The sequence below is a fragment of the Andreprevotia sp. IGB-42 genome (assembly GCF_009848685.1).
Classification (GTDB): Bacteria; Pseudomonadota; Gammaproteobacteria; order Burkholderiales; family Chitinibacteraceae; genus Andreprevotia.
In genome coordinates this window covers 74,766-96,106 of the sequence record NZ_WXTX01000003.1, presented here as the reverse complement: position 1 = coordinate 96,106, position 21,341 = coordinate 74,766, and the positions used below count along the sequence as shown (strand labels likewise).

The following is a 21,341-nucleotide window of genomic DNA, read 5'->3' as shown; positions in this document are numbered from 1 at the left end:
TGCGTGCCTCATGACACTGGGTTTTTCCCTGATTCACTGCTGCAATGCCTGCGTGGCTGCTGGCAAGCATGAAAAAACCCCGCTTGCGCGGGGTTCTTCGGAGCGGCTGGCAGTGCGCAGATCAGATGCCGCGCAGCAGCTCGTTGATACCGACCTTGCCGCGGGTCTTTTCGTCCACCTTCTTGACGATCACCGCGCAGTACAGGCTGTAGCTGCCATCGGCGGATGGCAGGTTGCCCGATACCACCACCGAGCCTGCCGGTACGCGGCCGTAGGTGACTTCGCCGGTTTCACGGTCGAAAATCTTGGTCGACTGGCCGATGTACACGCCCATCGAGATCACCGAACCTTCTTCGACGATCACGCCTTCCACCACTTCCGAGCGTGCGCCGATGAAGCAGTTGTCTTCGATGATGGTCGGGTTGGCCTGCAACGGCTCCAGCACGCCACCGATGCCCACGCCACCGGACAAATGCACGTTCTTGCCGATCTGCGCGCAAGAGCCCACGGTGGCCCAGGTGTCGACCATGGTGCCATCATCCACGTAGGCACCGATGTTCACGTAGGAGGGCATCAGCACCACGTTCTTGCCGATGTGCGCGCCCTTGCGCGCAATGGCGTTGGGTACCACGCGGAAACCGCCGGCACGGAAATCGGCTTCGGTGTAGCTGTCGAACTTGCTCGGCACCTTGTCGAAGTACTGGGTGGAGCCACCAGGCATCGGCGCGTTGTCGTTGATGCGGAACGACAGCAGCACGGCTTTCTTCAGCCACTGGTTGGTTTGCCATGCGCCACCGATTTTCTCCGCCACGCGCAACTGGCCCTTGTCGAGACCGTTGATGACTTCGTTGATGGCATCACGCAGTTCGGCAGACACATTGCCCGGATTGATGTCGGCACGGTTTTCGAAAGCGGTTTCGATAACGGTTTGCAGCTGGCTCATGGTTGTTCCTTCTGGTGATCGATATTGATCGGTATTGATGGAAATGGCGTGCCGCGCTCAGGCGCGCTGGCAGAAACGGGCAATGCGGCCGGCTGCCTCGATGCAGTCGGCCAGTGGTGCAACGAGTGCAATGCGGAAATAGCCGGAACCCGGGTTCACGCCATGCGCTTCACGCGCAAGGTAGGAGCCCGGCAACACGGTCACGTGCTGTTCCGCATACAGCCGGCGTGCGAACTCGGCATCGTCGCCGCCGGCCACATGATCCGGCACCCGGGCCCACAGGTAAAAGGATGCATCGGGAAAATCGACGTCCAGCACGGTTTTCAATAGCGGCGTGACGGCTTCGAACTTGGCGGTATATTGCGCACGGTTTTCGATTACGTGCGCCTCATCCTGCCAGGCGGCTGCGCTGGCGGCCTGCACGGTCGGGCTCATCGCGCAGCCGTGGTAGGTGCGGTAGAGCAGAAATTGTTCAAGCAGGGCCGAATCGCCCGCCACGAAGCCAGAACGCATGCCCGGCACATTGGAGCGCTTGGACAGTGACGAGAAAATCACCAGCCGGCTGAAATCGCGGCCCAATTTTTGCGCCGCTTCCAGCGCGCCCAGCGGCTTGGCATCGTTGAAATAGATTTCCGAATAGCATTCATCGCTGGCAATCACGAAGCCATAACGGTCGGATAGTGTAAACAGCTGCTGCCAGTCATTCAGCGAAGCGACTGCGCCGGTGGGGTTGCCGGGCGAACACACGAACACCAGTTGCGTACGCTGCCAGATGGCCTCCGGCACGCTGGCCCAGTCAGGCTGGAAGCGGTTGGCGGCAAGGCAGTTCACGTAATACGGCTCGGCGCCGGCCAGCAGCGCAGCGCCTTCGTAGATCTGGTAGAACGGGTTGGGCGAGATCACCACCGGTTGCGTGCCGGACGGATCGATCACCGTTTGTGCAAACGCAAACAGCGCTTCGCGGCTGCCATTGACCGGAATGATTTCTTTTGCAGCATCGAGCTGCAGGCCATAACGGCGCTCTGCCCAAGCAGCAATGCTGCCGCGCAACGTATCCGAACCCAGCGTGGCTGGATAGGCAGACAGCCCGTCGAAATTGGCGACCAGCGCGTCTTTGACCAGTTGCGGCGTAGGGTGCTTGGGTTCACCGATCGACAGGTTGACATGCGTCAATGCCGTATTGGGCGTGACACCGGCAAATAGCGCGCGCAGTTTCTGGAACGGATAGGGCTGGAGTGCTTGCAGACGCGGCGACATAAGAGGCGGTGCCGATAGACGGTAAAGACAGCGATTATAGCCTGCACCGCCGCGGGCGGCCATCCAGCGCGGTATGCGCTGGCGTGGATCGGGTGCAATGCCTTTGCTGGTGGTGGGTGTAGCTGCTACTGCAAGACCGTTGGGCGATGCGGCGAACGCGGGAACGGATAGCTGTCTGGCATGCCGGCAACATGCCATCGGCCGGGCAGTCAGCGCGCCGGTCGCCGGGGCCTTTGCTTGCGGTTAAGATTGCGCTACCGAATAGCGCAGTGTTCTGATTCCAGCATGAAAAAATTCAATGTACTGATGGTTTGTACCGGCAATATCTGCAGAAGCCCCACTGCAGATGGCGTATTGAGCAGCATGGTGGCCGATGCGGGCCTTACGGATCAGGTTGAAGTCGATTCTGCCGGCACGCACGATTACCACGTGGGTGAAGCGCCTGACCGGCGTGCAGTGGCGCATGCCGCCAAGCGCGGTTTCGATTTGTCCACGCTGCGTGCCCGGGAAGTGTCCGCCGCCGATTTCAGCCGCTATGACCTGATCCTGGCCATGGACGAAGGCCATATGCGGCTGCTGCAGCGCGCCTGCCCGCCCGCGCAACGCCACAGGCTCAAGCTGTTCCTGGAATTTGCCACGCATCACAGCGAGCGCGAGGTGCCGGATCCTTATTACGGCGGTGCCGAGGGCTTCGAGCATGTGCTCGATCTGGTGGAGGATGGTTGCGAAGGCTTGCTTGCCCATATCCGCAGCAGTCTTTGAATCATCCGGGGAGTGACGTATGTCTTCATTCATCCAGTTGCCACGCTTGCAGCTGCAGCATCACAACTACGGTGCTGTTTTGCTACTCAAGTTGCCGGCTGCCGATCTGTCAGCACTTCACGGCATCGTGTTCGAGTGTGACCTGGATGATCTGGATTATTTTCTTGGCGCGGTGGTGATGCTGGAGGAGAACGGCACGCTTTACTCCCTGCGCGAGTAGGAGGGCATGTCGGGTGGCGGTACTGAATTGCTGCTGCCGTGGGCCGAATTTACTTACAGTCTCCCAGCACAATCCAGGCTGGAAATGATTGATCAATTGAGAGCGATCATAGTGCGCCTCAACATCGAGCCAGCGCTGCTGAGCTGGATCCGCGATGATCTGCAGCATGTGGTGAGATCGGAAAGATGCGCTTGTAAGGTTGAGCTTGTAAGCAAAAGCCTCTACAATGTGCAGGTCTTCAGGGGAGTAGTCGCCCGCGGTTTCCAGCGGGAGTTGCATCAACAGGCTTGAAAGCGGTGTATTCCGGATTTCATGGTGCAATTGACGGTTCGCAATGAACCCGTCTGGCAAGACCTGAGGCCACTTCGCAGCGCCTTGGATGGGCCGCCGCGAGGCGGCCTCTTGTTTGTTGCCCATCCCCGGAGTATTTCCATGAGTTTCGATGCATTCCTGGTATCCACAGGCGTGGTTGCCATTGCCGAGATGGGCGACAAGACCCAACTGCTGGCGCTGATCCTGGCCACGCGCTTCCGTCAGCGCATGCCCATCATTGCCGGCATTTTCGTATCCACGGTGCTGAATCATTTTGCTGCCGGCTGGCTGGGCAGTTTGCTGGCCGGGTTTTTCGATCCATCGTGGCTGCGCTGGATCGTGGGTATCGGCTTCCTGGCCATTGCCGTATGGGCGCTGATCCCGGACGAGATGGATGAAGGCGATGCTACGGTAAAGCCTTATGGCGCTTTCATTGCAACGGCGATAGCGTTCTTCCTGGCCGAAATGGGCGATAAAACCCAGATCGCGACCGTGGCGCTGGCGGTGAAATACCACCCGCTGTGGCAGGTGGTAATGGGAACCACCATCGGCATGATGATTGCCAATGTGCCAGCGGTATTGCTGGGCAACTGGATGGCCGAGCGCATGCAATGGTTGCGCGCCGTGCGCTTTGCCGCAGCGGCGCTGTTTGCATTGCTGGGCATCCTGGCTTTGCTGGGCGTGGGTACCAGCCACTAAGACGCTGGCCTTGCGGCTGATCGCGATCTAAGACAAATAGAATCAAATCAGGGAGTGAGTGTGATGTTGGAAAAGCTGTTCAAGCTCAAGGAGCACGGCACCGATGTAAGGACGGAGGTGATCGCGGGCTTCACCACGTTCTTGACGATGGCGTATATCGTGTTCGTCAACCCGTCCATCCTGTCGCTGACCGGCATGGATTTCAATGCCGTGTTCGTCGCCACCTGTCTGGCCGCGGCACTGGGTACCGCCATCATGGGCCTGGTGGCCAATTACCCGATCGCACTGGCGCCCGGCATGGGCCTGAACGCGTACTTCACGTTCTCCGTGGTCAAGGGCATGGGCGTGCCGTGGCAGGTCGCGCTGGGTGCGGTATTCATTTCCGGCATCGTTTTCCTGGCGGTAAGCCTGTTCAAGGTGCGCGAAGCCATCGTCAACGCCATTCCGCAGTCGCTGAAGTTTGCGATCTCGGCCGGCGTGGGTTTCTTCTTGGCGCTGATCGCGCTCAAGAACGCCGGCGTGATCAAGGGCTCCGAAGCCACGCTGGTGACGTTGGGCAGCATCCACGAGCCGACCACATTGCTGGCAGTGTTCGGGTTCTTCCTGATCGTGGCGCTGGAATATCGCCGCGTGCATGGTTCCATCATCATCAGCATCCTGGCGGTGACGCTGATTTCCATCTTGCTGGGCTACAGCAAATTTGGTGGCGTGTTCTCCGCTCCGCCTTCGCTGGCCCCCACTTTCATGCAGATGGATCTGGCCGGGGCGATGAATGTCGGCCTGCTGGGCGTGGTATTCGTGTTTTTCTTTGTTGATCTTTTCGATACCACCGGTACGCTGATCGGTGTTTCTCACCGCGCCGGCCTGCTGGACAAGGACGGCAAGCTGCCGCGGCTGAAAAAAGCGTTGCTGGCCGATTCGGTGGCGATTTCCGCTGGCGCTGCGCTGGGTACGTCATCCACCACCGCCTATATCGAATCGGCGGCGGGTACTGCGGTGGGCGGTCGTACCGGACTGACCGCCGTGGTGGTGGCATTGCTGTTCCTGGCTGCGCTGTTCCTGGCACCATTGGCAGGCTCGGTGCCGGCCTTCGCGACCGCGCCGGCGCTGTGCTATGTGGCTGTGCTGATGGCACGTGGTCTGGCGGAAATCGAATGGGATGACCTGACCGAAGCGGCACCGGCGGTGCTGACGGCGCTGGCGATGCCATTTACCTTTTCGATTGCGGACGGCATCGCCTTCGGTTTCATCAGCTATGCTGCCATCAAGCTATTGGCCGGGCGTTTCCGCGACCTGAAGCCGGCCGTGCTGGTGATTGCCGTACTGTGGATCGTCAAGTTTGCGCTGTTCCCGTAACGCAATACCCTCTGTAAAGGCCACAACCGCATGAGCAGCTTGCTCGATAGTGCTTTGGATAGCACCTATATCCGGAACCATATCCGCACCGTGCCGGACTGGCCCGAGCCGGGCGTGCAGTTCCGCGATATCACGCCATTGCTGCAGAACCCGAAAACGTTCCGCGTGCTGGTCGATCTGTTCGTCCATCGCTATATGGACCAGCAGCTGGACGTGGTGGCGGGCGTGGATGCGCGCGGCTTCATCCTGGGGGCCGTGGTGGCGTACGAACTGAACTTGGGCTTTGTACCCATCCGCAAGAAAGGCAAGCTGCCATTCCTGACCGTGCAGGAGGAATACGAACTCGAATACGGCTCGGCTACGGTGGAAATCCATACCGATGCGTGCAAGCCGGGTGATCGCGTGTTGCTGATCGATGATCTGGTGGCCACCGGCGGTACCATGATCGCCGCGGCCAAGTTGCTGACGCGCATCGGCGCCACCGTGGTCGAAGCCGCAGCGATTGTCGATTTGCCCGAACTGGGTGGCTCGAAACTGATCCGCGAGCTGAATATCCCGCTGCACACGGTATGCAATTTCGACGGCCACTGAGCCACGCTGTTTTTTTCTACCCACTTGATGGAAACCCCGCTCTGCAAGGGGGAGCACCGACGATGACACTAGAACTGCCTGAAGCCCGCACCATTATCGACAACGCAGACTGCCTGCACAGCGAGGCGGAAGTGCTTGCCGCGCTGGACCGGATGGCGGCGCAGATCACCACGCGCCTCGCAGATGCCAACCCCATCGTGTACACGATCATGAATGGTGGCCTGATCGTGGCCGGACACCTGCTGCCACGGCTGCGCTTTCCGCTGGAATGCTCGTATTTGCACGCCACGCGCTATCGCCATGAAACCAGTGGCGGCGCGCTCAACTGGAAAGTGGCACCCAGCGAGGAGTTGAAAGGCCGCACCGTGGTGGTGGTGGACGATATCCTGGATGAAGGCCATACGCTGGCGGCAGTGATCGATTACTGCAAGAAGCAGGGGGCGCGCGAAGTGCTGGTGGCCGTACTGGTCGACAAGCAGCACGACCGCAAGGCGCCGGGTGTAAAGGCGGATTTTGTCGGCCTGAGCGTGGAAGACCGTTTCCTGTTTGGCTGCGGCATGGATTACCAGGGCTACTGGCGCAATACACTGGCGATCTACGCGGTGAAGGGGCTATAAAACCAGCATTATAAAAACGGGAGGGGCTGCACATGGACCGAGAAAACGATCTCCTGGTGCGGCACTTTCGCCAGATCCTGATCTGGCCGTTGCAGCTGATGCCCGGCGATGATGGCGTAGGGCGCCACTGGGAGCGCATGCTGGAGGCGGCCAGGAACGGCTCGCCCTGGCAGCGGCGCCCCACCGAATTCGATTGCGATGCGGTTGAATTCCAGGAGCGCCATTACCGCGAGTTCGTGACCTTCCTGCCGTATGTGCAGCGCTTCCTGTATGGCGAAGGCGATAGCGAGGTGGATAACGCCGCCACCTACGGGCGCTCGCCCATCCACGTGTTCCGCCGCAGCGATATCCAGGGCACGCGGGTCACCTTCAAGGATGGCGAGACGATCGATTTTCCGATCGCCCACATCGACCTGTATTTTTTCTTCGATATCGATATCGTCATCCTGGCCTTTGAAATGAAAGGCGATGACCTGCCGCTGCAGCGCGTGCAGGATACGATGTTCCGTTTCGGCCGCGCCTTTCCCGCACAGTGGGATGAAGACGAAGAATCTGCCAACTGCCCGCGCCGCGTGGCGTGGCTGGATGCGGTAGGGCGCGAGATCGCGGTATCCGATTACGATGATCGCGTGGTTTACCTGGCGCATCTGGGGCAATTCCGCTCGCCGCGGCTGGCCAGTCATTGGGATTTCCTGCTGGCGCCCATGGTGCCGCATCACTCCGACGTTGCCGGCCCGGTGCGCTACCGGCAGATTGAATACCACCGCATGCCGCTGATGGCCTACCTGTCGCTGGATGATCCGTTCCAGCTCGATGATGACGATTTCTACCAGCTCGGCAATATCGCCCGCCCCGGTGACAAGGACAGCGTGCCGCATTCAAGCCGGCTGTTCCTGGAGTTTTTGCGGGAATGCTGTTTCGATCGCTTCTGGTCGCCCGATCGCAAGCAGGCGGGCGCCTCCACACGCATGATGTGCAACGGCCACGCGTTCGTGATGGTGGGCATGCACAGCCGCAAGCATTTCTCGGATGCCAATACCGGCGCGCTGGGGCAGTTTCGCCACCAGCTGTTCCTGCTCACCCTGATCGCGCATTTCCACAAGGCCGCCTTGCTGTTGTTCTCCGATCGCGTAGCGGCCTTGCTGTCGCGGCTGAATATCCGTGATCCGCTATCGGTGCGTACGTTCAAGCGCGATATCCGCCTGCAGCTGGAAGTATTCCTGCGCTTCCGCCAGCGCTACTGGTTCCGCGAGGTATCTAACCAGATGGTGGCGGACCAGCTCTACAGCATGTTGCGCAAGCACTTGGGTACCGAGGCGCTGTTCGACGAAGTGCAAGCATCGGTGCAGAACATGAACCAATACCTGGAAAACGATGATCTGCGCCGCCAGGCCGATACGGTGGTGCGGCTGACCGTAGTGACCATCCTCGGCATGGTGGGTACCACGGTGACAGGCTTCCTCGGCATGAACATTTTCGACCTGGCCGCGCAGCCGTTCTGGCATCGCATCGGCTATTTCATGGCGGCATTGGTGCCCACGGTGCTGCTGACCTTCTACACGCTGATGCGCTCGCGCGGCTTGAGCGAATTCCTCGATTCCATGGCCGATGAGCGGGTGCCATGGAAAACGCGCCTGATCGCGTTCCGGAAAATCTGGAAGAAAAAACCGGCAACCAGCAAGGCGGCCTGATCTGCCAACTGGCAGCGTCATGAAAAACCGCCGCATGCCAGAAGGCAATGCGGCGGTTTTTTGTTTGCCCTTGCCCCGGATGGCCTGTTGCGCCGCCCGGGCCATTTACGGCTAGTTGCCGATATCGACCTGCAAGCCGCTGGCGGAGCGGTTGCCGTTTTCATCGAATACGAACAGGTAAGCCGGCGAGCCGGTGGGCAAGGTGCCCAGGTTGACGTCGAAGCTGATCTGGCCATCGCTCCAGGACTTCAGTACCTGTGGTTCAACAATGGTTGCCAGGCTGTAATTGGCGTTATTGGCCAGCACCACGCGGGCAAACGAGCGGTCGTAATACACCTGCGAGTAGTAGCGGAAGTTGTTCTTGTAGAACTCCTCCGTACCGGCATCGCGGTGGTAGCCACCGATCACCGTTTCAGACCTTGCCACAGTGGCCTCGCTGCTGCGGTTGTCCAGCGACATGTCGTTCACCAGCACGTTGTTCACCCACATCCGTTCCAGCCCGAACTGGTCTTCGTGCCTGAGCTGCATCTCGATCTTGATCCAGCCAACGAAGGGCCCGGGCGTGGCAATCCTGGGCAGATAAGACCCGGTTTCCGGATAGTAGTTATACAGCGCGAGATTGGTCTGGTCGTGATTGACCGTCATCTGCATGCACGTGTCGCCCGTGCACCTGAATTCGCCATTGTTGAAGCCCCAATCCACCAGAGCGTCTTCGGTGCCGGCCCACAGGATGCCCGCGTAGTAGTTGTGGCCACGCTCGCCAAAATAACCGCTACCGATGGCCCAGTCATACTCCTTGAAATTCTTGTCGCAATCGGAGCCGGTGGCGTTGGTCACCTTGCAGCGGAAGCTCCAGCTTGGATCGATGCGCAGGTAGTAGCTGATATAGGTGTTTTTCTGGTCTTGCTGGTTGTTCTTGCCCAGGCACACGTTATAGAGGTTGTCGCCGTACGGCGCGCCGGAGATGTACTTGCCGATCCGCTGGTGTGGCGTAGGCACGCCGCCGGTTGCGCCATAGGCCCTGACGATTTCCGCCGGCGCGCGGTAGGCCATGCGGTAATCGGCATCTGCTGCGCTGTTGCAGCTGTAATCCCATTTATCACTGACGGCATTGCCGCTGGCATCGTCGAACAGCACACGGCTGACCGGCACGCTGCGGGTGCCAAAACTGCTGCCGGTTACCGTGACATTGGCTTTATGCTCCAGCCGCGCCGCGCTTACGCCCTGCAGGCTGGGGTTGCCCGGAAGGGTGGTTGGCAGCGGCGTCGGGATCGGTGTTGGCGCCAAGGTCGGGGCAGCTGTCGGAATAGCCGTCGGAACAAGTGTGGGAGTGCGTGTCGGCGCAAGCGTCGGCACTGCAGTCGGCGTGCGCGTTGGCGCCAGTGTCGGGACTGCAGTTGGCACCTTTGTCGGTGCCAAGGTCGGTACCGCAGTCGGTGCACGCGTCGGCACTGGTGTCGGTACCGCTGCCGTGATGAAGCGCAGCGCGCCATTCCACAGCAGGTTGCTTTGGCCGGCAATCACATCCGCGCCATCCCAGGCCTTGGCGCCGGCACCACGGTCATACACCACACCCTTGCTGGTGGGGGTGTAGATGACGCCATTGATGGTGACGGATTCAATGTAGAGATTGCGGTCTTCGGCGGTAGTGGAGGTGTCGTTGTTGTACACCACATCCACGCGGATGCCTGTGGCAATCGGGCCTACCTTGAAGGTGTAGTCCTGATATTCGCTGTTCCGCACTTCAACTGCACTGCCTACCGCGACATGATTGACGCGCAGCAGCATGTTGGCGCCGCGGTTCTGTACCAGCGTGGCGCGTGCACGCACGGTAACGGTATCGAAGCTGGCCGCAGCGGCCGCAACTTTGGGCGGCGTAGGCGATACGGCTGCGTGGCTGGCAAGAATGGGGCTCAATGCCAATAGGCAGCCCAATTTGTAAATGAATGAATTCATATGATCCTGCACCTTGTGCTGGTTGGTAGGATTACAGTTTCCGGTTTGCACAGTGATTCAATTGGCCGAGGCATACACTTGCCAATGCTGTATTTGAATACAGCCGGGCTGATTGAATTGAACGCGTGGCAATGTGTAAGGCGTGCGGTATTGGCGCGAGCCAGGCTGACGCTGCCCTGCGTTGTGCGCTGACAGGTCTTGCCAGTGCTGACACTAGGTGCAGCAAGAAGCAGTGGTCAAATATATCTTGTACATTGTGGCAATTGCATCGGGGTTGCGTTGGCATTGGCTTTGGAGGTGCCATTGGCAATGGCGGCCGGCTGAAATGAATGCGCATTCCATTCATTGGCAAGGCAATGGCGACACCATTTAAATACCGTAATGCATGCAATTGAATTGACTGCTTGAATATAAGTAATTGTTGATAATTTGGTGCATACAATTGGGCGGCAATTGCAGCGATCAGCAGCCGGATGGGTAAATCCGCGCGCTGGGCTCCCCGCCATTTTCGTGGTGCCATCTACGTGGCAGCGCCATGGGATAAGGGCTTTCGTCCTGCCACGCAGTGGTGCCGGCATGCCGATTTTGTGCCGGCTACGCTGCCGGATATGCAGGACATGAGCGGGATTCATGGCTGCCGCGTTTGCGCTGCAATGCGAAAAGTGGCGCGTGCATGGTAAAATGGTCATCTTTCCCAGTCTTTCAACGGAACCTGCCGCCATGTTTTCCCGCTCCGTCACCCTCGCCCAGTACGATCCCGACCTCAATGCCGCCCTGCAGGGCGAAGTGGTCCGTCAGCATGAACATATCGAGCTGATCGCTTCGGAAAACTACACCAGCCCGGCTGTGATGGAAGCACAGGGCTCGCAGCTGACCAACAAGTATGCCGAGGGTTACCCGGGCAAGCGCTTCTACGGCGGCTGTGAATACGTCGACGTGATCGAGCAACTGGCCATCGACCGCCTGAAGGCGCTGTTCGGTGCCGAATACGCCAACGTGCAGCCGCATTCGGGCTCGCAAGCCAACCAGGCGGTGTATTTCAGCATCCTGAAGCCGGGTGATACCGTGATGGGCATGAACCTGGGCCACGGTGGCCACCTCACGCATGGTTCGCCGGCCAACCTGTCGGGCAAGCTGTTCAATATCGTGGCCTACGGTCTCAACGAGAATGAAGAGATCGATTACGACGAAATGGAACGCATCGCCATCGAAACCAAGCCCAAGCTGCTGATCGGCGGCGCATCCGCTTATGCGCTGCGCTTCGACTGGGCACGCATGCGCGAAATCGCCGACAAGGTTGGCGCTTACTTCATGGTGGATATGGCGCATTACGCCGGCCTGATCGCCGCCGGCGTGTATCCGAACCCGGTGCCGCACGCGCACTTCGTGACCTCGACCACGCACAAGACACTGCGCGGCCCGCGTGGCGGCATCATCCTCGCCAAGGCGGAATTCGAGAAATCGCTGAACTCCAACGTGTTCCCGACGCTGCAAGGCGGCCCGCTGATGCACGTGATCGCCGGCAAGGCAGTAGCGTTCAAGGAGGCGGCCACACCGGAATTCAAGGCTTACCAGGAGCAGGTGGCGAAGAACGCACAGGCAATGGCAACGGCGCTGGCTGCACGTGGCGTACGCATCATCTCTGGCCGCACCGAATCGCATGTGTTCCTGGTTGACCTGCGCCCCAAGGGCCTGACCGGCAAGGCTGCCGATGCTGCACTGGGCAAGGCACACATCACCGTCAACAAGAACGCCATCCCGAACGACCCGGAAAGCCCGTTCGTGACTTCCGGCATCCGTATCGGCTCGCCGGCGATCACGACGCGTGGCTTCAAGGAAGCTGAAGCCGTGCAGGTCGCCAACCTGATTGCCGATGTGCTGGATAACCCGCACGACGAAGCCAACCTGGCAACCGTGGCCGAGAAGGTCAAGGCATTGACTGCGCAATTCCCGGTTTACACTGCGTAAGCGCTGTTAGAGACCGTGCCGGGACAGGGTGGAGCGTGCTCCACCCTTTGCCTTTTTCGCACGTCCGAAATGGGTTTGGCCCAAGCTTCTCCATGGAGTGATGCGAATGAAGTGCCCGTTCTGTGGTTCCCCTGATACCCAGGTTGTTGATTCACGCGTGTCCGACGAGGGCGATCTGATTCGCCGCCGTCGCCGCTGCTCGGTATGCGACAAACGTTTCACCACGTTCGAAACCGCGGAAGTGCGGCTGCCGCAAGTGGTGAAGAACACTGGCCAGCGCGTGGACTTCGACCGCGAGAAAATCCGCACTTCGTTCCAGCGCGCGCTGCACAAGCGCCCGGTGCCGACGCAACTGGTGGACGAAGCCATCTCGCGCATCATCCAGAAAGTGCTGACCGTGGGTGACCGCGAGATCATGTCGCGCCAGGTGGGCGAGATGGTGATGAACGAGCTCGCCAAGCTCGACAAGGTGGCCTATATCCGCTTTGCATCGGTCTACCGCAGTTTTTCGGATGTGGATGATTTCCGCGACGTGATCCGCGAAGTGACCAAGAAGGAGTAGCCATGCGTAGCAGCACCTGCTGGGCGATACGCCATATTGCGTTTGAAGACCTGGCTACGCTGGCCGGGCCACTGATTGCCGAAGGGTATGCCATCCGCTACCTGGACGCAGGTGTGCAGGATCTGCAGCCGCTGGAGCATGCTGCCGGTGACGATCTGCTGGTGGTATTGGGTGGCCCGATGGGCGTGTACGAAACGGATCGCTACCCGTGGCTGCAGGCGGAAATCGATGCCATCGCGGGTTGGCTGCACAAGGGGAGACCGGTGCTGGGCATCTGCCTTGGCGCGCAGTTGATCGCGCGTGCGCTTGGTGCTGCGGTCTATCCCGGCCGCAATGGCAAGGAAATCGGCTGGGCGCCGCTGACGGCTGCACCTGGCGCGCAGGACCCTATCGCCCCATTGCTTGCACCGCATACCGCTTTGCTGCACTGGCATGGCGATACGTTCGATTTGCCGCCGGATACGCAGTTGCTGGCATCGACCGATGTCTATCCGCATCAGGTCTATACATGGGGGTCGCAAGTGATCGCTTTCCAATGCCACCCCGAATTCGATCACGAACGGCTGGATGAGTGGCTGACCGGTCATGCCGAAGAGCTGGCCGCTGCCGGTGTCGATCTGGCTGCATTGCGCGCGGATTCGGCCGAACATGGCCCGCAGTTGAAAGCACAGACGGCAATCTGGATGCAGAAATGGTTGAAGCAGATCAATCTTTCGTGAACGACATCGCGGCGGATCACTACTGGATGCAGCAGGCGCTGGTGCTGGCCGAGCGTGGCCAGTGCAACACCACGCCCAATCCGTGCGTGGGCTGTGTGCTGGTCAGGAATGGACAGATCGTGGGCGCAGGCCACAGCCAGCAGGCGGGCGGCCCGCACGCCGAGGTAATGGCCATGCGCATGGCAGGCGATGCCGCACGCGGTGCTACCGCGTATGTCACGCTGGAGCCTTGCAGCCACCATGGCCGTACACCGCCGTGTGCCGATGCATTGATCGCCGCAGGCATCGCCCGCGTGGTGGTGGCGCTGCGCGATCCGAATCCGCTGGTGGCGGGGCAGGGGCTGGCGCGTTTGAACGCTGCAGGGTTGCAGACCCGATCCGGTGTGCTGCGCGATGCCGCGCTGGCGCATCACAAGGGTTTTCTCAGCCGCATGGTGCGTGGCAGACCATGGCTGCGGGTCAAGATTGCGGCAAGTCTGGATGGTCGCACTGCGCTGAACGACGGACAATCACAATGGATCACCGGCCCGGCTGCACGCGCCGATGTGCAGCGCCTGCGCGCGCGCTCGTGCGCGATGCTGACCGGCATCGGCACCGTGCTGGCGGATGATCCGCAACTGACAGTACGTGATCCTGCCGGCGTGGATTGGCAGGGCCGCCAGCCGTTGCGCGTGGTGGTGGACAGCGCGCTGCGCACACCGCCGGCAGCCAGGCTGCTGGGTACACCGGGCGTACTGATTGTTGCCGCAGCAGAGTCTGCGGAGCGCCGGGCGGCACTCGAATCTGCAGGTGCGGAAGTGATCGTGCTGGCTGGCAGCGATGGCCGTGTTGACCTCGGCGCATTGTTGCTTGAGCTGGGGCGGCGCGGGATGAACGAAGTGACGGTGGAGGCGGGCGGTGCACTGGCAGGTGCGCTGTTGCAGCAGGGCCTGGCCGACGAAATGGTGCTGTACCAGGCACCGGTGTTGATCGGCGAGGGACGTGGCACGGCGGAGTTCTCGCTGGCCCGCCTTGCGGACAAGCTGGCACCCAGCGTATTGGAGCGCCGGCTGGTCGGGAACGATCAGCGCATTACATTGCGCTTTACCGACCTGCAGTTGCTGAGCGGCGATATACACTGAACGCAGCAAACTGCCGGGTTTTCAACACTGTCCGGCTGTACACAGATAAAACAGGCCCGCAGCCTTGAAGCATGCGGGGTATGCCCCGACTCTGCTTGGGTTGATCAACAGTGCCGCAGGCTGCGGCGCACAGGGAGCAAGCATGTTTACCGGCATTGTAGAAGCAATTGGCACCATCGACCAGGTGGACGCATTCCCCGGCGGCGTGCGCCTGACCGTGCACGCACCGGCACTGGATTTCTCGGATATCGGGCTGGGCGACAGTATCACGCACAATGGCGCCTGCATGACGGTGACTGCATTGCTGCCGGAAGCACGCTTCACCATCGATGTATCGGATGAATCGCTGCGCGTGACGGTGGGCCTCGATCAGCCGGGCAACCGCGTGAATCTGGAAAAAGCGCTGAAAGTGAATGCGCGCCTGGGTGGGCATCTGGTATCCGGCCATGTGGACGGTATTGGCGACATCGTGTCGTTCGATCCGGTGGGCGATAACCGCGAGCTGGTCATCCTGGCCCCCAGGGCACTGGCCAAGTATCTGTCGATCAAGGGCTCGGTGGTGGTCAACGGCATATCGCTTACCACCAACTTCGTACGCGATGTGGCGGATGGCTGCGAGTTCTCCATCAACGTAATCCCGCACACGCTGGAAGTGACAGCACTGGGCGGGCTGGCTGCTGGTGATCGGGTCAATCTGGAAATCGACTTGATTGCCCGCTATGTGGAACGCATGCTGTCTGTGGAGGCAGCCCGATGAGCGTGGTAAATTTCCCCGGCGTCAGCATTTCGCCCATGCAGGACATCATTGCCGATATCCGTATCGGCAAGATGGTGATCCTGGTGGATGAAGAAGATCGCGAGAACGAGGGCGACCTGGTACTGGCAGCCGATTTCGTCACGCCGGAAGTGATCAACTTCATGGCCAAGTACGGCCGCGGGCTGATTTGCCTCACGCTGTCTGCCGAGCGCGGCAAGCAGCTGAACCTGCCGCTGATGGTCAGCCATAACGGCTCGGGCCACGGCACCAATTTCACGGTATCGATCGAGGCGGCGCAGGGCGTATCGACCGGTATCTCCGCCCACGACCGTGCGCTGACGATCAAGCGCGCGGTGGCGTTCGATGCCAAGCCGGCGGATATCGTCTCGCCGGGGCACGTGTTCCCGCTGCTGGCGCAGCCCGGTGGCGTGCTGGTACGCGCCGGCCATACCGAAGCCGGCTGTGATCTGGCGATGCTGGCGGGTTTGCAGCCGGCATCGGTGATCTGCGAAGTGATGAATGACGACGGCACCATGGCCCGTTTGCCGGAATTGCTGGCATTTGCCGCCGAGCACGACCTGAAAGTCGGTACCATTGCCGACCTGATCCACTACCGTAGCCAGACAGAATCGCTGATCGAATGCGCGGGAAGGCGTAAAATCCAGACCTTCGCTGGCGAATTCGAGCTGGCAGTGTTCCGCGACAAACTCTCTACTGCAACGCATCTGGCGCTGGTGAAGGGCAGCCCCACCCCGGATACCGAAACGCTGGTGCGCGTGCACGAGCCATTGTCGGTAATGGACTGGCTCGACCTGAGCCACACGGGGCACTCGTGGAGTGTGCCGGCTTCGCTGCAAGCAATTGCCGAGAATGGCAGTGGCGTGATGATCCTGCTGCACCGTGACGAAAGTGGCGAGGACGTGCTGGCACGTGCACTGCCGGAACTGAACCTGGAAAAACCCCGTAAATGGGACCTGCGTACCTATGGGATTGGCGCGCAGATGTTGAAATACCTCGGCGTGGGCAAGATGCGCCTGCTTTCGCCGGAACGGAAAATCCCCAGCATGACCGGCTTCGGGCTGGAAATCACCGGCTTTGAATGCCTGAAAAAAGGAAAACAACAATGAGCGAAACGCTTCCCGTCATCGAACCTGATCTGAATGGCCATGGCTTGCGCATTGCCATCGTGATGGCACGTTTCAATACCCCCGTCTGCCATGGCCTGCGCGATGCCTGCCTGGCCGAGCTGACCCGCCTGGGCGTGGCACAGCAGGATTTGCTGCTGACGACGGTACCTGGCGCACTGGAGATTCCGCTGGTGCTGCAAACGCTGGCCGAATCGGGCGAGTACGATGCGCTGATCGCGCTGGGCGCGATCATCCGTGGTGAAACCTACCACTTCGAACTGGTATCGAATGAATCCGGCGCGGGTGTTACCCGTGTCGGCCTTGATTACGGGGTGCCGATTGCCAATGCAATCCTCACCACGGAAACCGATGAGCAGGCGGAAGTACGCATGGTCGAAAAAGGCCAGGACGCGGCACATGTTGCAGTGGAAATGGCCAATCTGCAACGCAATCTGCAAGAGGCACTGGAAGCATGAGCGAGAACCAAACCCCCGCACCGGCCGCAAAACCGGCCAAACCCAAATCGGCCCGCCGCCGCGCGCGCGAATTCGCGGTGCAGGGCATTTACCAGTGGCAACTGACCGGGGATACCCCGGCGGTGATCGAGCGCAACCTGCGTGACAGCGATACCTCTTTCGCCCGCGCGGACGAAGCGCTGTTCCGCGCCATCCTGTTCGGCACATTGAAGGATTTTGCCGAACTCAAGGATGCGCTGGTGCCGCATATCGACCGCGATTTCTCCGAGGTCAGCCCGGTGGAAGCCGCTGTGCTTTACGCCGGTGCATTCGAAATCATGCTGATGCCGGAAACGCCGTACCCGGTGATCGTCAACGAATCCATCGAGCTGGCCAAGACTTTTGGCGGCAGCGATGGCCACAAGTTCGTCAACGGCGTGCTGGACAAGCTGGCTGCGGCCAAGCGCCCGGAAGAGATCGAAGCGATCCGCGCCAAGCGTCGCGGCTGATTGCTGCGCCGTGAGCGAGTTTGACCTGATTGCGCGCTACTTTGCCCGCCCGACCCGGCATGCCGTGCTGGGGGTGGGCGATGATTGCGCGCTGCTGGCGCCCACGCCCGGCATGCAACTGGCCATTTCGGCAGACATGCTGGTGGAAGGCCGGCATTTCTTTGCCGATGTCGACCCATGCCGTCTCGGCCACAAGGCGTTGGCCGTCAATCTGTCCGATCTGGCTGCCATGGGCGCCAAACCTGCCTGGTGCACGTTGTCGATTGCACTGCCCAGCCTGAACGAGAACTGGGTAGCGGCTTTCTGTACTGGATTCTTTGCACTGGCCAATGCCCATGGGCTGGAGCTGGTGGGTGGTGATACCACGCGTGGCCCGCTGACCATCGCCGTGCAGATCGCTGGCGAGCTGCCACCCGGCTGCGCCATCCGCCGTGATGGCGCGCAAGTTGGAGATGACATCTGGGTATCGGGCACGCTGGGCGCCGCTGCAGTTGCAGTCATGGCCCGCACCGGCAGGCTGGATGACGCCGGGCTGGATGCCTTGGCAGGCATGCAATGCGTGGACAGGCTGGACTTGCCGACGCCGCGCATTGAACTGGGCCTGGCACTGCGTGGCATCGCCACTGCGGCGCTGGATATCTCTGATGGGCTGCTGGGTGATCTGGCGCATATCTGCCGCCGTTCCAGCTGCGGTGCGCAGATCATCTGGCCGTTGCTGCCCGTGCATCCGGCGCTGGTCGCGTTGCCCGAGGCGATCCGCCAGGAGGCCGCACTCGCCGGCGGGGATGATTACGAGTTGTGCTTTACCGCTGCTGCATCGCGCCGTAATGAGCTGCAGGCATTGTCGCAGCAATTATGCCTGCCGCTGACGCATATCGGCGTGATCGACGCTGCAACCGGCGTGCGCGCCGTGGATGCAAGCGGGCAGCCCGTATTGCCCGGTAAAACCGGTTTTGACCATTTTGCGGCTTGAAGCCGCCCCAGGTATGGCCTTGATACATCCTGACCGCCGTTTCCTGCTTGCGCATCCCGCACATTTCATTGCATTGGGCTTTGGCAGTGGCCTGCCGCGCAAGGCACCGGGTACGTGGGGGACGCTGGCTGCGCTGCCGCTGTATGCGCTGCTGGCACTGGTTTTGAGTGCGCAACAGATTGCCTGGTTGTGCATCCCCGTGTTCCTGCTGGGATGGTGGGCCGCGGACCGGACGGGCAAGGCGCTGGGCGTGCATGACCATGGTGGCATCGTCATCGATGAAATCGTTGCCATGTGGCTGGTGCTGGCATTCACCCCGGCTACCTGGCTGGGCTGGCTGCTGGCGTTTGCTCTGTTCCGCTTGTTCGATATCTTCAAACCATGGCCGATACGCTGGTTTGATCTGCGCGTGCCGGGTGGTTTTGGTGTGATGCTCGATGACCTGCTGGCCGCCGGTTATGCCTGGCTGGTGCTGTGGGCATTGATGCACTGGCGGCTGATCTGATCGCTTGTCTGGCAGCATCGATGGCTGCCGGGTGATGGTCGTGGGTGCAATGGTTTGATCGCGCTGGCCGTGATGCGCTGAATGGCACCGTTTGGTCTCTTGGCAAGTCGCCTTATTTTTCGCCTGGCAAGCGGACCAAACGAAACCCCCCGCAAGGCAACACCCTGCGGGGGCAGATGCCGCTTTCGCGGCAATGGGCTTACCGATCCCTGTTTACGGTAGCAGCTTGGGTAGCGTCGGCAGTACATCGCTGCAATTGCCAACCAGCGGCAAGTTGTAGCAGACGAATTGGCCCGCACTGTTTTCCGTGGCTGCGCCGGCCGGTGCCGGTTGATGCACGCGCTGTTTCCAGATTTGCCAGATCATGAAGCCATCATTGGGTTTCCCCTTGTTCTTGATGTACTTCACCAGCGTTTGCACGTTGTAGTACGGCGTAGCCTGGTTGTTGAGGCCGGTGAGCATGTCGGCATCGTACTGCACGCCGTTATCGTTCAGCTTGAGCACCGCTGCACCGGCACCTTCCGGCGCGATTTCCATGCCCATGTTGATCGGGCCATTGTAGATGGCCCGGTACGATTCATAGCCCTCACGCGGATCGTAATACTCGCCGCCGTCATACGACATCAGGTTGACGTGGTTGATCTTGCTGCCCTGGTTTTTCACCACGCTGTACATCACGCCGCCGAAAGGCGAACCCCACTGCACCTTGCCTTCCTCGAACGGCGAGCCCTTCACGTAGTAGGCACCGGTCGACCAGCCCGCCACCGAGATGCCGATATTGGCGCCGCGGTTGTGGATTTCGTTGTACAGCGTGTTGATGATGTTGGCGATCTGCCCGTCGGTATTGCAGCTGAAAGTGCTGGCATCGCCCTTGTTGCACTGTGCGCCTTCGGTTTCCCAGTCCACGTCCACACCCGAGGCGCCCAGATCCTGTACCAGATCGACCACGCGTGCGGCGTTGAAGTTGGCCCAGCTGCTGCCCTGGCTGTAGGACCAGCCACCGATCGATACCCACACCTGCGTGCCGCGCGACTTCAGTGCGGCGATATTGTTGCGCAGATCCTGCGCTTGCTGGGCGGTGAAGGTTTTCTGCCCGGAGTTGGTGCTGGCACCCTCGTAGAACTCGAAGCCCGCCACCGACTGGTCGAACTTGTACGAGCCCTTCACATAAGCGGTATCGGGCTTGGCGAATGCGATGTTGATATGGGTGAAATAGTTCGGGATATTGACGGTGGTCAGGTCATAGATGCTGGTATTCCACGTGCTGGAATAACCCACGTACATGCGGCTGCCACCAGGCAGCGGCGTAGGTGTCGGGCCGCCGGGGATGGGAGTTGGAGTCGCGGTTGGCGTCGGGGTCGGCGTAGGAACATTGCCGCCGCAAGCGCCGTTGTCGGTCCATGGCTGGCCATCGCCGGTGCTGCTGGATGGCACGTTGCCCTGAGTCCACCATTTGGCGGTGTAGTTGCGGCCGTTGTAGCTGACCTTGGCCCCGCCGTTGTACGCGGTGCTGCTGTTCCAGGTCGCCGCACAGCCGCTGCCGGGTACCGGCGTGGTGGTCGGGGCACTGCTGGGCACCGGAGTCGCTGTCGGCACGGTGGAAGGGCGTGGTGTCGTGGTGGGAACCGGTGTGGCGGTCGGAGTGGTGGTTACACCGCTGCTCGCACCCAGATCGGTCCATAGCGCGGCATTGGTCGGGTTCCAGCCGGTACTGCTGTAGTCGGTCTGGTTGACGAGGGCGCGGTAGTCGTGGCCGTTGTAGCTGACCACGGTACCTGCCGTGTAGTAGGTATCCGGCTGCCAGGCCGGTGCGGCAGCTGCGTACACCGCCGTCATGCTGAACACGACGGCCAGCAGGGTGTTGCGTTGGAACATGGTATGTCTCCTCTCGTTATGGATGATCGCGTTCCCCCCGGCAGCGGGTGCCGGGCCGGATCGTGATCAACGAGTAACTTTCCATGTCATGAAAGCGCTGTCAATCAGATGCGTGACAAAAGGCGACAGCCGGCATGCCGGAAAGTCATGATATTTTTATTGAGAGGAGTAAGTTTTCCCGGCCACCCGGCGGGTGGAGCATGCATGCGGTATTCGCATGCAAGGGGATGTGCGGGCCAGACTGCAACAGCCAACGTGTGCATGAGTACATGCGGGCAATATCCTCCGCCCACCACCTATTGGCATGGCCCAGCCAGTCGGCAGGCGACCATGGCGGGTGTCCTGGCTGGAATGGCCGCCATGGCC

General features: G+C 60.6%; 23 protein-coding genes. 18 read left to right on the top strand and 5 right to left on the bottom strand.

Features of this window, described 5'->3' with window-relative positions; translation table 11 throughout:
- Positions 1 to 121: 121 nt before the first annotated feature.
- Together dapD and dapC are read right to left on the bottom strand one after the other, a co-directional pair.
- Positions 122 to 943, bottom strand: a complete 822-nt coding sequence (gene dapD / locus IGB42_RS05360) for a 2,3,4,5-tetrahydropyridine-2,6-dicarboxylate N-succinyltransferase (RefSeq protein ID WP_159668065.1) — start codon at positions 941 to 943, stop codon at positions 122 to 124.
- A 57-nt stretch (positions 944 to 1,000) separates the two neighbouring features.
- Positions 1,001 to 2,200, bottom strand: coding sequence for a succinyldiaminopimelate transaminase (gene dapC / locus IGB42_RS05355; protein WP_159668062.1), 1,200 nt, complete (start codon positions 2,198 to 2,200; stop codon positions 1,001 to 1,003).
- A 285-nt stretch (positions 2,201 to 2,485) separates the two neighbouring features.
- Between dapC and IGB42_RS05350 the strand changes: the two genes are divergently transcribed.
- The 8 genes from IGB42_RS05350 to IGB42_RS05315 all read left to right on the top strand — a co-directional run bounded on the left by IGB42_RS05350 (position 2,486) and on the right by IGB42_RS05315 (position 8,448).
- The gene (locus IGB42_RS05350) at positions 2,486 to 2,962 is read left to right on the top strand and encodes a low molecular weight protein-tyrosine-phosphatase (RefSeq protein WP_236822501.1); all 477 of its coding nucleotides are present in this window, start codon (positions 2,486 to 2,488) and stop codon (positions 2,960 to 2,962) included.
- A gap of 19 nt (positions 2,963 to 2,981) precedes the next feature.
- The gene (locus IGB42_RS05345) at positions 2,982 to 3,182 is read left to right on the top strand and encodes a hypothetical protein (RefSeq protein WP_159668059.1); all 201 of its coding nucleotides are present in this window, start codon (positions 2,982 to 2,984) and stop codon (positions 3,180 to 3,182) included.
- Between the two features lie 6 nt (positions 3,183 to 3,188).
- Positions 3,189 to 3,473 carry a hypothetical protein gene (locus IGB42_RS05340; protein ID WP_159668056.1) on the top strand — a complete coding sequence of 95 codons (285 nt, stop codon included), beginning with the start codon at positions 3,189 to 3,191 and terminating at the stop codon, positions 3,471 to 3,473.
- Between the two features lie 141 nt (positions 3,474 to 3,614).
- A complete protein-coding gene (locus IGB42_RS05335; RefSeq protein WP_159668054.1) occupies positions 3,615 to 4,193 on the top strand; it encodes a TMEM165/GDT1 family protein in 579 nt (192 codons plus the stop codon).
- Positions 4,194 to 4,256: 63 nt separating this feature from the next.
- Entirely contained in the window at positions 4,257 to 5,549 is a 1,293-nt protein-coding gene (locus tag IGB42_RS05330; protein WP_159668051.1) for an NCS2 family permease, read from the top strand.
- 30 nt (positions 5,550 to 5,579) lie between these two features.
- Positions 5,580 to 6,140, top strand: a complete 561-nt coding sequence (locus IGB42_RS05325) for an adenine phosphoribosyltransferase (RefSeq protein ID WP_159668048.1) — start codon at positions 5,580 to 5,582, stop codon at positions 6,138 to 6,140.
- Between the two features lie 62 nt (positions 6,141 to 6,202).
- The gene (locus IGB42_RS05320) at positions 6,203 to 6,757 is read left to right on the top strand and encodes a hypoxanthine-guanine phosphoribosyltransferase (protein ID WP_159668045.1); all 555 of its coding nucleotides are present in this window, start codon (positions 6,203 to 6,205) and stop codon (positions 6,755 to 6,757) included.
- A 32-nt stretch (positions 6,758 to 6,789) separates the two neighbouring features.
- A complete protein-coding gene (locus IGB42_RS05315; protein WP_159668042.1) occupies positions 6,790 to 8,448 on the top strand; it encodes a hypothetical protein in 1,659 nt (552 codons plus the stop codon).
- Between the two features lie 111 nt (positions 8,449 to 8,559).
- Here IGB42_RS05315 and IGB42_RS05310 read toward each other — a convergent pair whose 3' ends face one another.
- Both IGB42_RS05310 and IGB42_RS05305 read right to left on the bottom strand, forming a co-directional pair.
- Complete coding sequence (locus tag IGB42_RS05310) at positions 8,560 to 10,404, bottom strand: carbohydrate-binding domain-containing protein (protein ID WP_159668038.1); 1,845 nt, start codon at positions 10,402 to 10,404, stop codon at positions 8,560 to 8,562.
- A gap of 236 nt (positions 10,405 to 10,640) precedes the next feature.
- Positions 10,641 to 11,126, bottom strand: coding sequence for a hypothetical protein (locus IGB42_RS05305; protein ID WP_159668035.1), 486 nt, complete (start codon positions 11,124 to 11,126; stop codon positions 10,641 to 10,643).
- Here IGB42_RS05305 and glyA point away from each other — a divergent pair.
- The 10 genes from glyA to IGB42_RS05255 all read left to right on the top strand — a co-directional run bounded on the left by glyA (position 11,125) and on the right by IGB42_RS05255 (position 19,100).
- Positions 11,125 to 12,372 (top strand): serine hydroxymethyltransferase, encoded by a 1,248-nt coding sequence (glyA, locus tag IGB42_RS05300; RefSeq protein ID WP_159668032.1) that lies wholly within the window; start codon positions 11,125 to 11,127, stop codon positions 12,370 to 12,372. The two genes, IGB42_RS05305 and glyA, sit on opposite strands and share 2 nt — an antisense overlap.
- Positions 12,373 to 12,478: 106 nt before the next feature.
- Positions 12,479 to 12,934 carry a transcriptional regulator NrdR gene (gene nrdR, locus IGB42_RS05295; protein ID WP_159668029.1) on the top strand — a complete coding sequence of 152 codons (456 nt, stop codon included), beginning with the start codon at positions 12,479 to 12,481 and terminating at the stop codon, positions 12,932 to 12,934.
- A gap of 2 nt (positions 12,935 to 12,936) precedes the next feature.
- Positions 12,937 to 13,653: a glutamine amidotransferase gene (locus tag IGB42_RS05290; protein ID WP_159668026.1), complete on the top strand. Its 717-nt coding sequence runs from the start codon at positions 12,937 to 12,939 to the stop codon at positions 13,651 to 13,653.
- Positions 13,626 to 14,774, top strand: coding sequence for a bifunctional diaminohydroxyphosphoribosylaminopyrimidine deaminase/5-amino-6-(5-phosphoribosylamino)uracil reductase RibD (gene ribD / locus IGB42_RS05285; protein ID WP_159668023.1), 1,149 nt, complete (start codon positions 13,626 to 13,628; stop codon positions 14,772 to 14,774). The genes IGB42_RS05290 and ribD overlap by 28 nt, the downstream gene beginning before the upstream one ends.
- Positions 14,775 to 14,916: 142 nt before the next feature.
- Positions 14,917 to 15,531 carry a riboflavin synthase gene (locus tag IGB42_RS05280; protein WP_159668020.1) on the top strand — a complete coding sequence of 205 codons (615 nt, stop codon included), beginning with the start codon at positions 14,917 to 14,919 and terminating at the stop codon, positions 15,529 to 15,531.
- Entirely contained in the window at positions 15,528 to 16,658 is a 1,131-nt protein-coding gene (gene ribBA, locus IGB42_RS05275) for a bifunctional 3,4-dihydroxy-2-butanone-4-phosphate synthase/GTP cyclohydrolase II (protein WP_159668017.1), read from the top strand. Before IGB42_RS05280 ends, ribBA begins: the two co-directional genes overlap by 4 nt.
- Positions 16,655 to 17,134, top strand: a complete 480-nt coding sequence (ribH, locus tag IGB42_RS05270) for a 6,7-dimethyl-8-ribityllumazine synthase (RefSeq protein ID WP_159668014.1) — start codon at positions 16,655 to 16,657, stop codon at positions 17,132 to 17,134. Before ribBA ends, ribH begins: the two co-directional genes overlap by 4 nt.
- On the top strand, positions 17,131 to 17,622 hold the full coding sequence (gene nusB / locus IGB42_RS05265) for a transcription antitermination factor NusB (protein ID WP_159668011.1): 492 nt from the start codon (positions 17,131 to 17,133) through the stop codon (positions 17,620 to 17,622). The genes ribH and nusB overlap by 4 nt, the downstream gene beginning before the upstream one ends.
- A gap of 10 nt (positions 17,623 to 17,632) precedes the next feature.
- On the top strand, positions 17,633 to 18,595 hold the full coding sequence (gene thiL / locus IGB42_RS05260; RefSeq protein WP_201799837.1) for a thiamine-phosphate kinase: 963 nt from the start codon (positions 17,633 to 17,635) through the stop codon (positions 18,593 to 18,595).
- A 13-nt stretch (positions 18,596 to 18,608) separates the two neighbouring features.
- Positions 18,609 to 19,100: a phosphatidylglycerophosphatase A gene (locus IGB42_RS05255; protein ID WP_159668006.1), complete on the top strand. Its 492-nt coding sequence runs from the start codon at positions 18,609 to 18,611 to the stop codon at positions 19,098 to 19,100.
- A gap of 213 nt (positions 19,101 to 19,313) precedes the next feature.
- Here the strand turns inward: IGB42_RS05255 and IGB42_RS22505 are convergent, their stop codons facing one another.
- Positions 19,314 to 20,975 carry a carbohydrate-binding protein gene (locus IGB42_RS22505; RefSeq protein ID WP_159668003.1) on the bottom strand — a complete coding sequence of 554 codons (1,662 nt, stop codon included), beginning with the start codon at positions 20,973 to 20,975 and terminating at the stop codon, positions 19,314 to 19,316.
- Positions 20,976 to 21,341 lie beyond the last annotated feature (366 nt).

What these genes read in the sequence shown, in the direction of transcription:
- dapD (WP_159668065.1), bottom strand. Translation starts at nt 943, where the DNA reads ATGAGCCAGCTGCAAACCGTTATCGAAACCGCTTTCGAAAACCGTGCC.
- dapC (WP_159668062.1), bottom strand. Translation starts at nt 2,200, where the DNA reads ATGTCGCCGCGTCTGCAAGCACTCCAGCCCTATCCGTTCCAGAAACTG.
- IGB42_RS05350 (WP_236822501.1), top strand. Translation starts at nt 2,486, where the DNA reads ATGAAAAAATTCAATGTACTGATGGTTTGTACCGGCAATATCTGCAGA.
- IGB42_RS05345 (WP_159668059.1), top strand. Translation starts at nt 2,982, where the DNA reads ATGTCTTCATTCATCCAGTTGCCACGCTTGCAGCTGCAGCATCACAAC.
- IGB42_RS05340 (WP_159668056.1), top strand. Translation starts at nt 3,189, where the DNA reads ATGTCGGGTGGCGGTACTGAATTGCTGCTGCCGTGGGCCGAATTTACT.
- IGB42_RS05335 (WP_159668054.1), top strand. Translation starts at nt 3,615, where the DNA reads ATGAGTTTCGATGCATTCCTGGTATCCACAGGCGTGGTTGCCATTGCC.
- IGB42_RS05330 (WP_159668051.1), top strand. Translation starts at nt 4,257, where the DNA reads ATGTTGGAAAAGCTGTTCAAGCTCAAGGAGCACGGCACCGATGTAAGG.
- IGB42_RS05325 (WP_159668048.1), top strand. Translation starts at nt 5,580, where the DNA reads ATGAGCAGCTTGCTCGATAGTGCTTTGGATAGCACCTATATCCGGAAC.
- IGB42_RS05320 (WP_159668045.1), top strand. Translation starts at nt 6,203, where the DNA reads ATGACACTAGAACTGCCTGAAGCCCGCACCATTATCGACAACGCAGAC.
- IGB42_RS05315 (WP_159668042.1), top strand. Translation starts at nt 6,790, where the DNA reads ATGGACCGAGAAAACGATCTCCTGGTGCGGCACTTTCGCCAGATCCTG.
- IGB42_RS05310 (WP_159668038.1), bottom strand. Translation starts at nt 10,404, where the DNA reads ATGAATTCATTCATTTACAAATTGGGCTGCCTATTGGCATTGAGCCCC.
- glyA (WP_159668032.1), top strand. Translation starts at nt 11,125, where the DNA reads ATGTTTTCCCGCTCCGTCACCCTCGCCCAGTACGATCCCGACCTCAAT.
- IGB42_RS05305 (WP_159668035.1), bottom strand. Translation starts at nt 11,126, where the DNA reads ATGGCGGCAGGTTCCGTTGAAAGACTGGGAAAGATGACCATTTTACCA.
- nrdR (WP_159668029.1), top strand. Translation starts at nt 12,479, where the DNA reads ATGAAGTGCCCGTTCTGTGGTTCCCCTGATACCCAGGTTGTTGATTCA.
- IGB42_RS05290 (WP_159668026.1), top strand. Translation starts at nt 12,937, where the DNA reads ATGCGTAGCAGCACCTGCTGGGCGATACGCCATATTGCGTTTGAAGAC.
- ribD (WP_159668023.1), top strand. Translation starts at nt 13,626, where the DNA reads ATGGTTGAAGCAGATCAATCTTTCGTGAACGACATCGCGGCGGATCAC.
- IGB42_RS05280 (WP_159668020.1), top strand. Translation starts at nt 14,917, where the DNA reads ATGTTTACCGGCATTGTAGAAGCAATTGGCACCATCGACCAGGTGGAC.
- ribBA (WP_159668017.1), top strand. Translation starts at nt 15,528, where the DNA reads ATGAGCGTGGTAAATTTCCCCGGCGTCAGCATTTCGCCCATGCAGGAC.
- ribH (WP_159668014.1), top strand. Translation starts at nt 16,655, where the DNA reads ATGAGCGAAACGCTTCCCGTCATCGAACCTGATCTGAATGGCCATGGC.
- nusB (WP_159668011.1), top strand. Translation starts at nt 17,131, where the DNA reads ATGAGCGAGAACCAAACCCCCGCACCGGCCGCAAAACCGGCCAAACCC.
- IGB42_RS05255 (WP_159668006.1), top strand. Translation starts at nt 18,609, where the DNA reads ATGGCCTTGATACATCCTGACCGCCGTTTCCTGCTTGCGCATCCCGCA.
- IGB42_RS22505 (WP_159668003.1), bottom strand. Translation starts at nt 20,975, where the DNA reads ATGTTCCAACGCAACACCCTGCTGGCCGTCGTGTTCAGCATGACGGCG.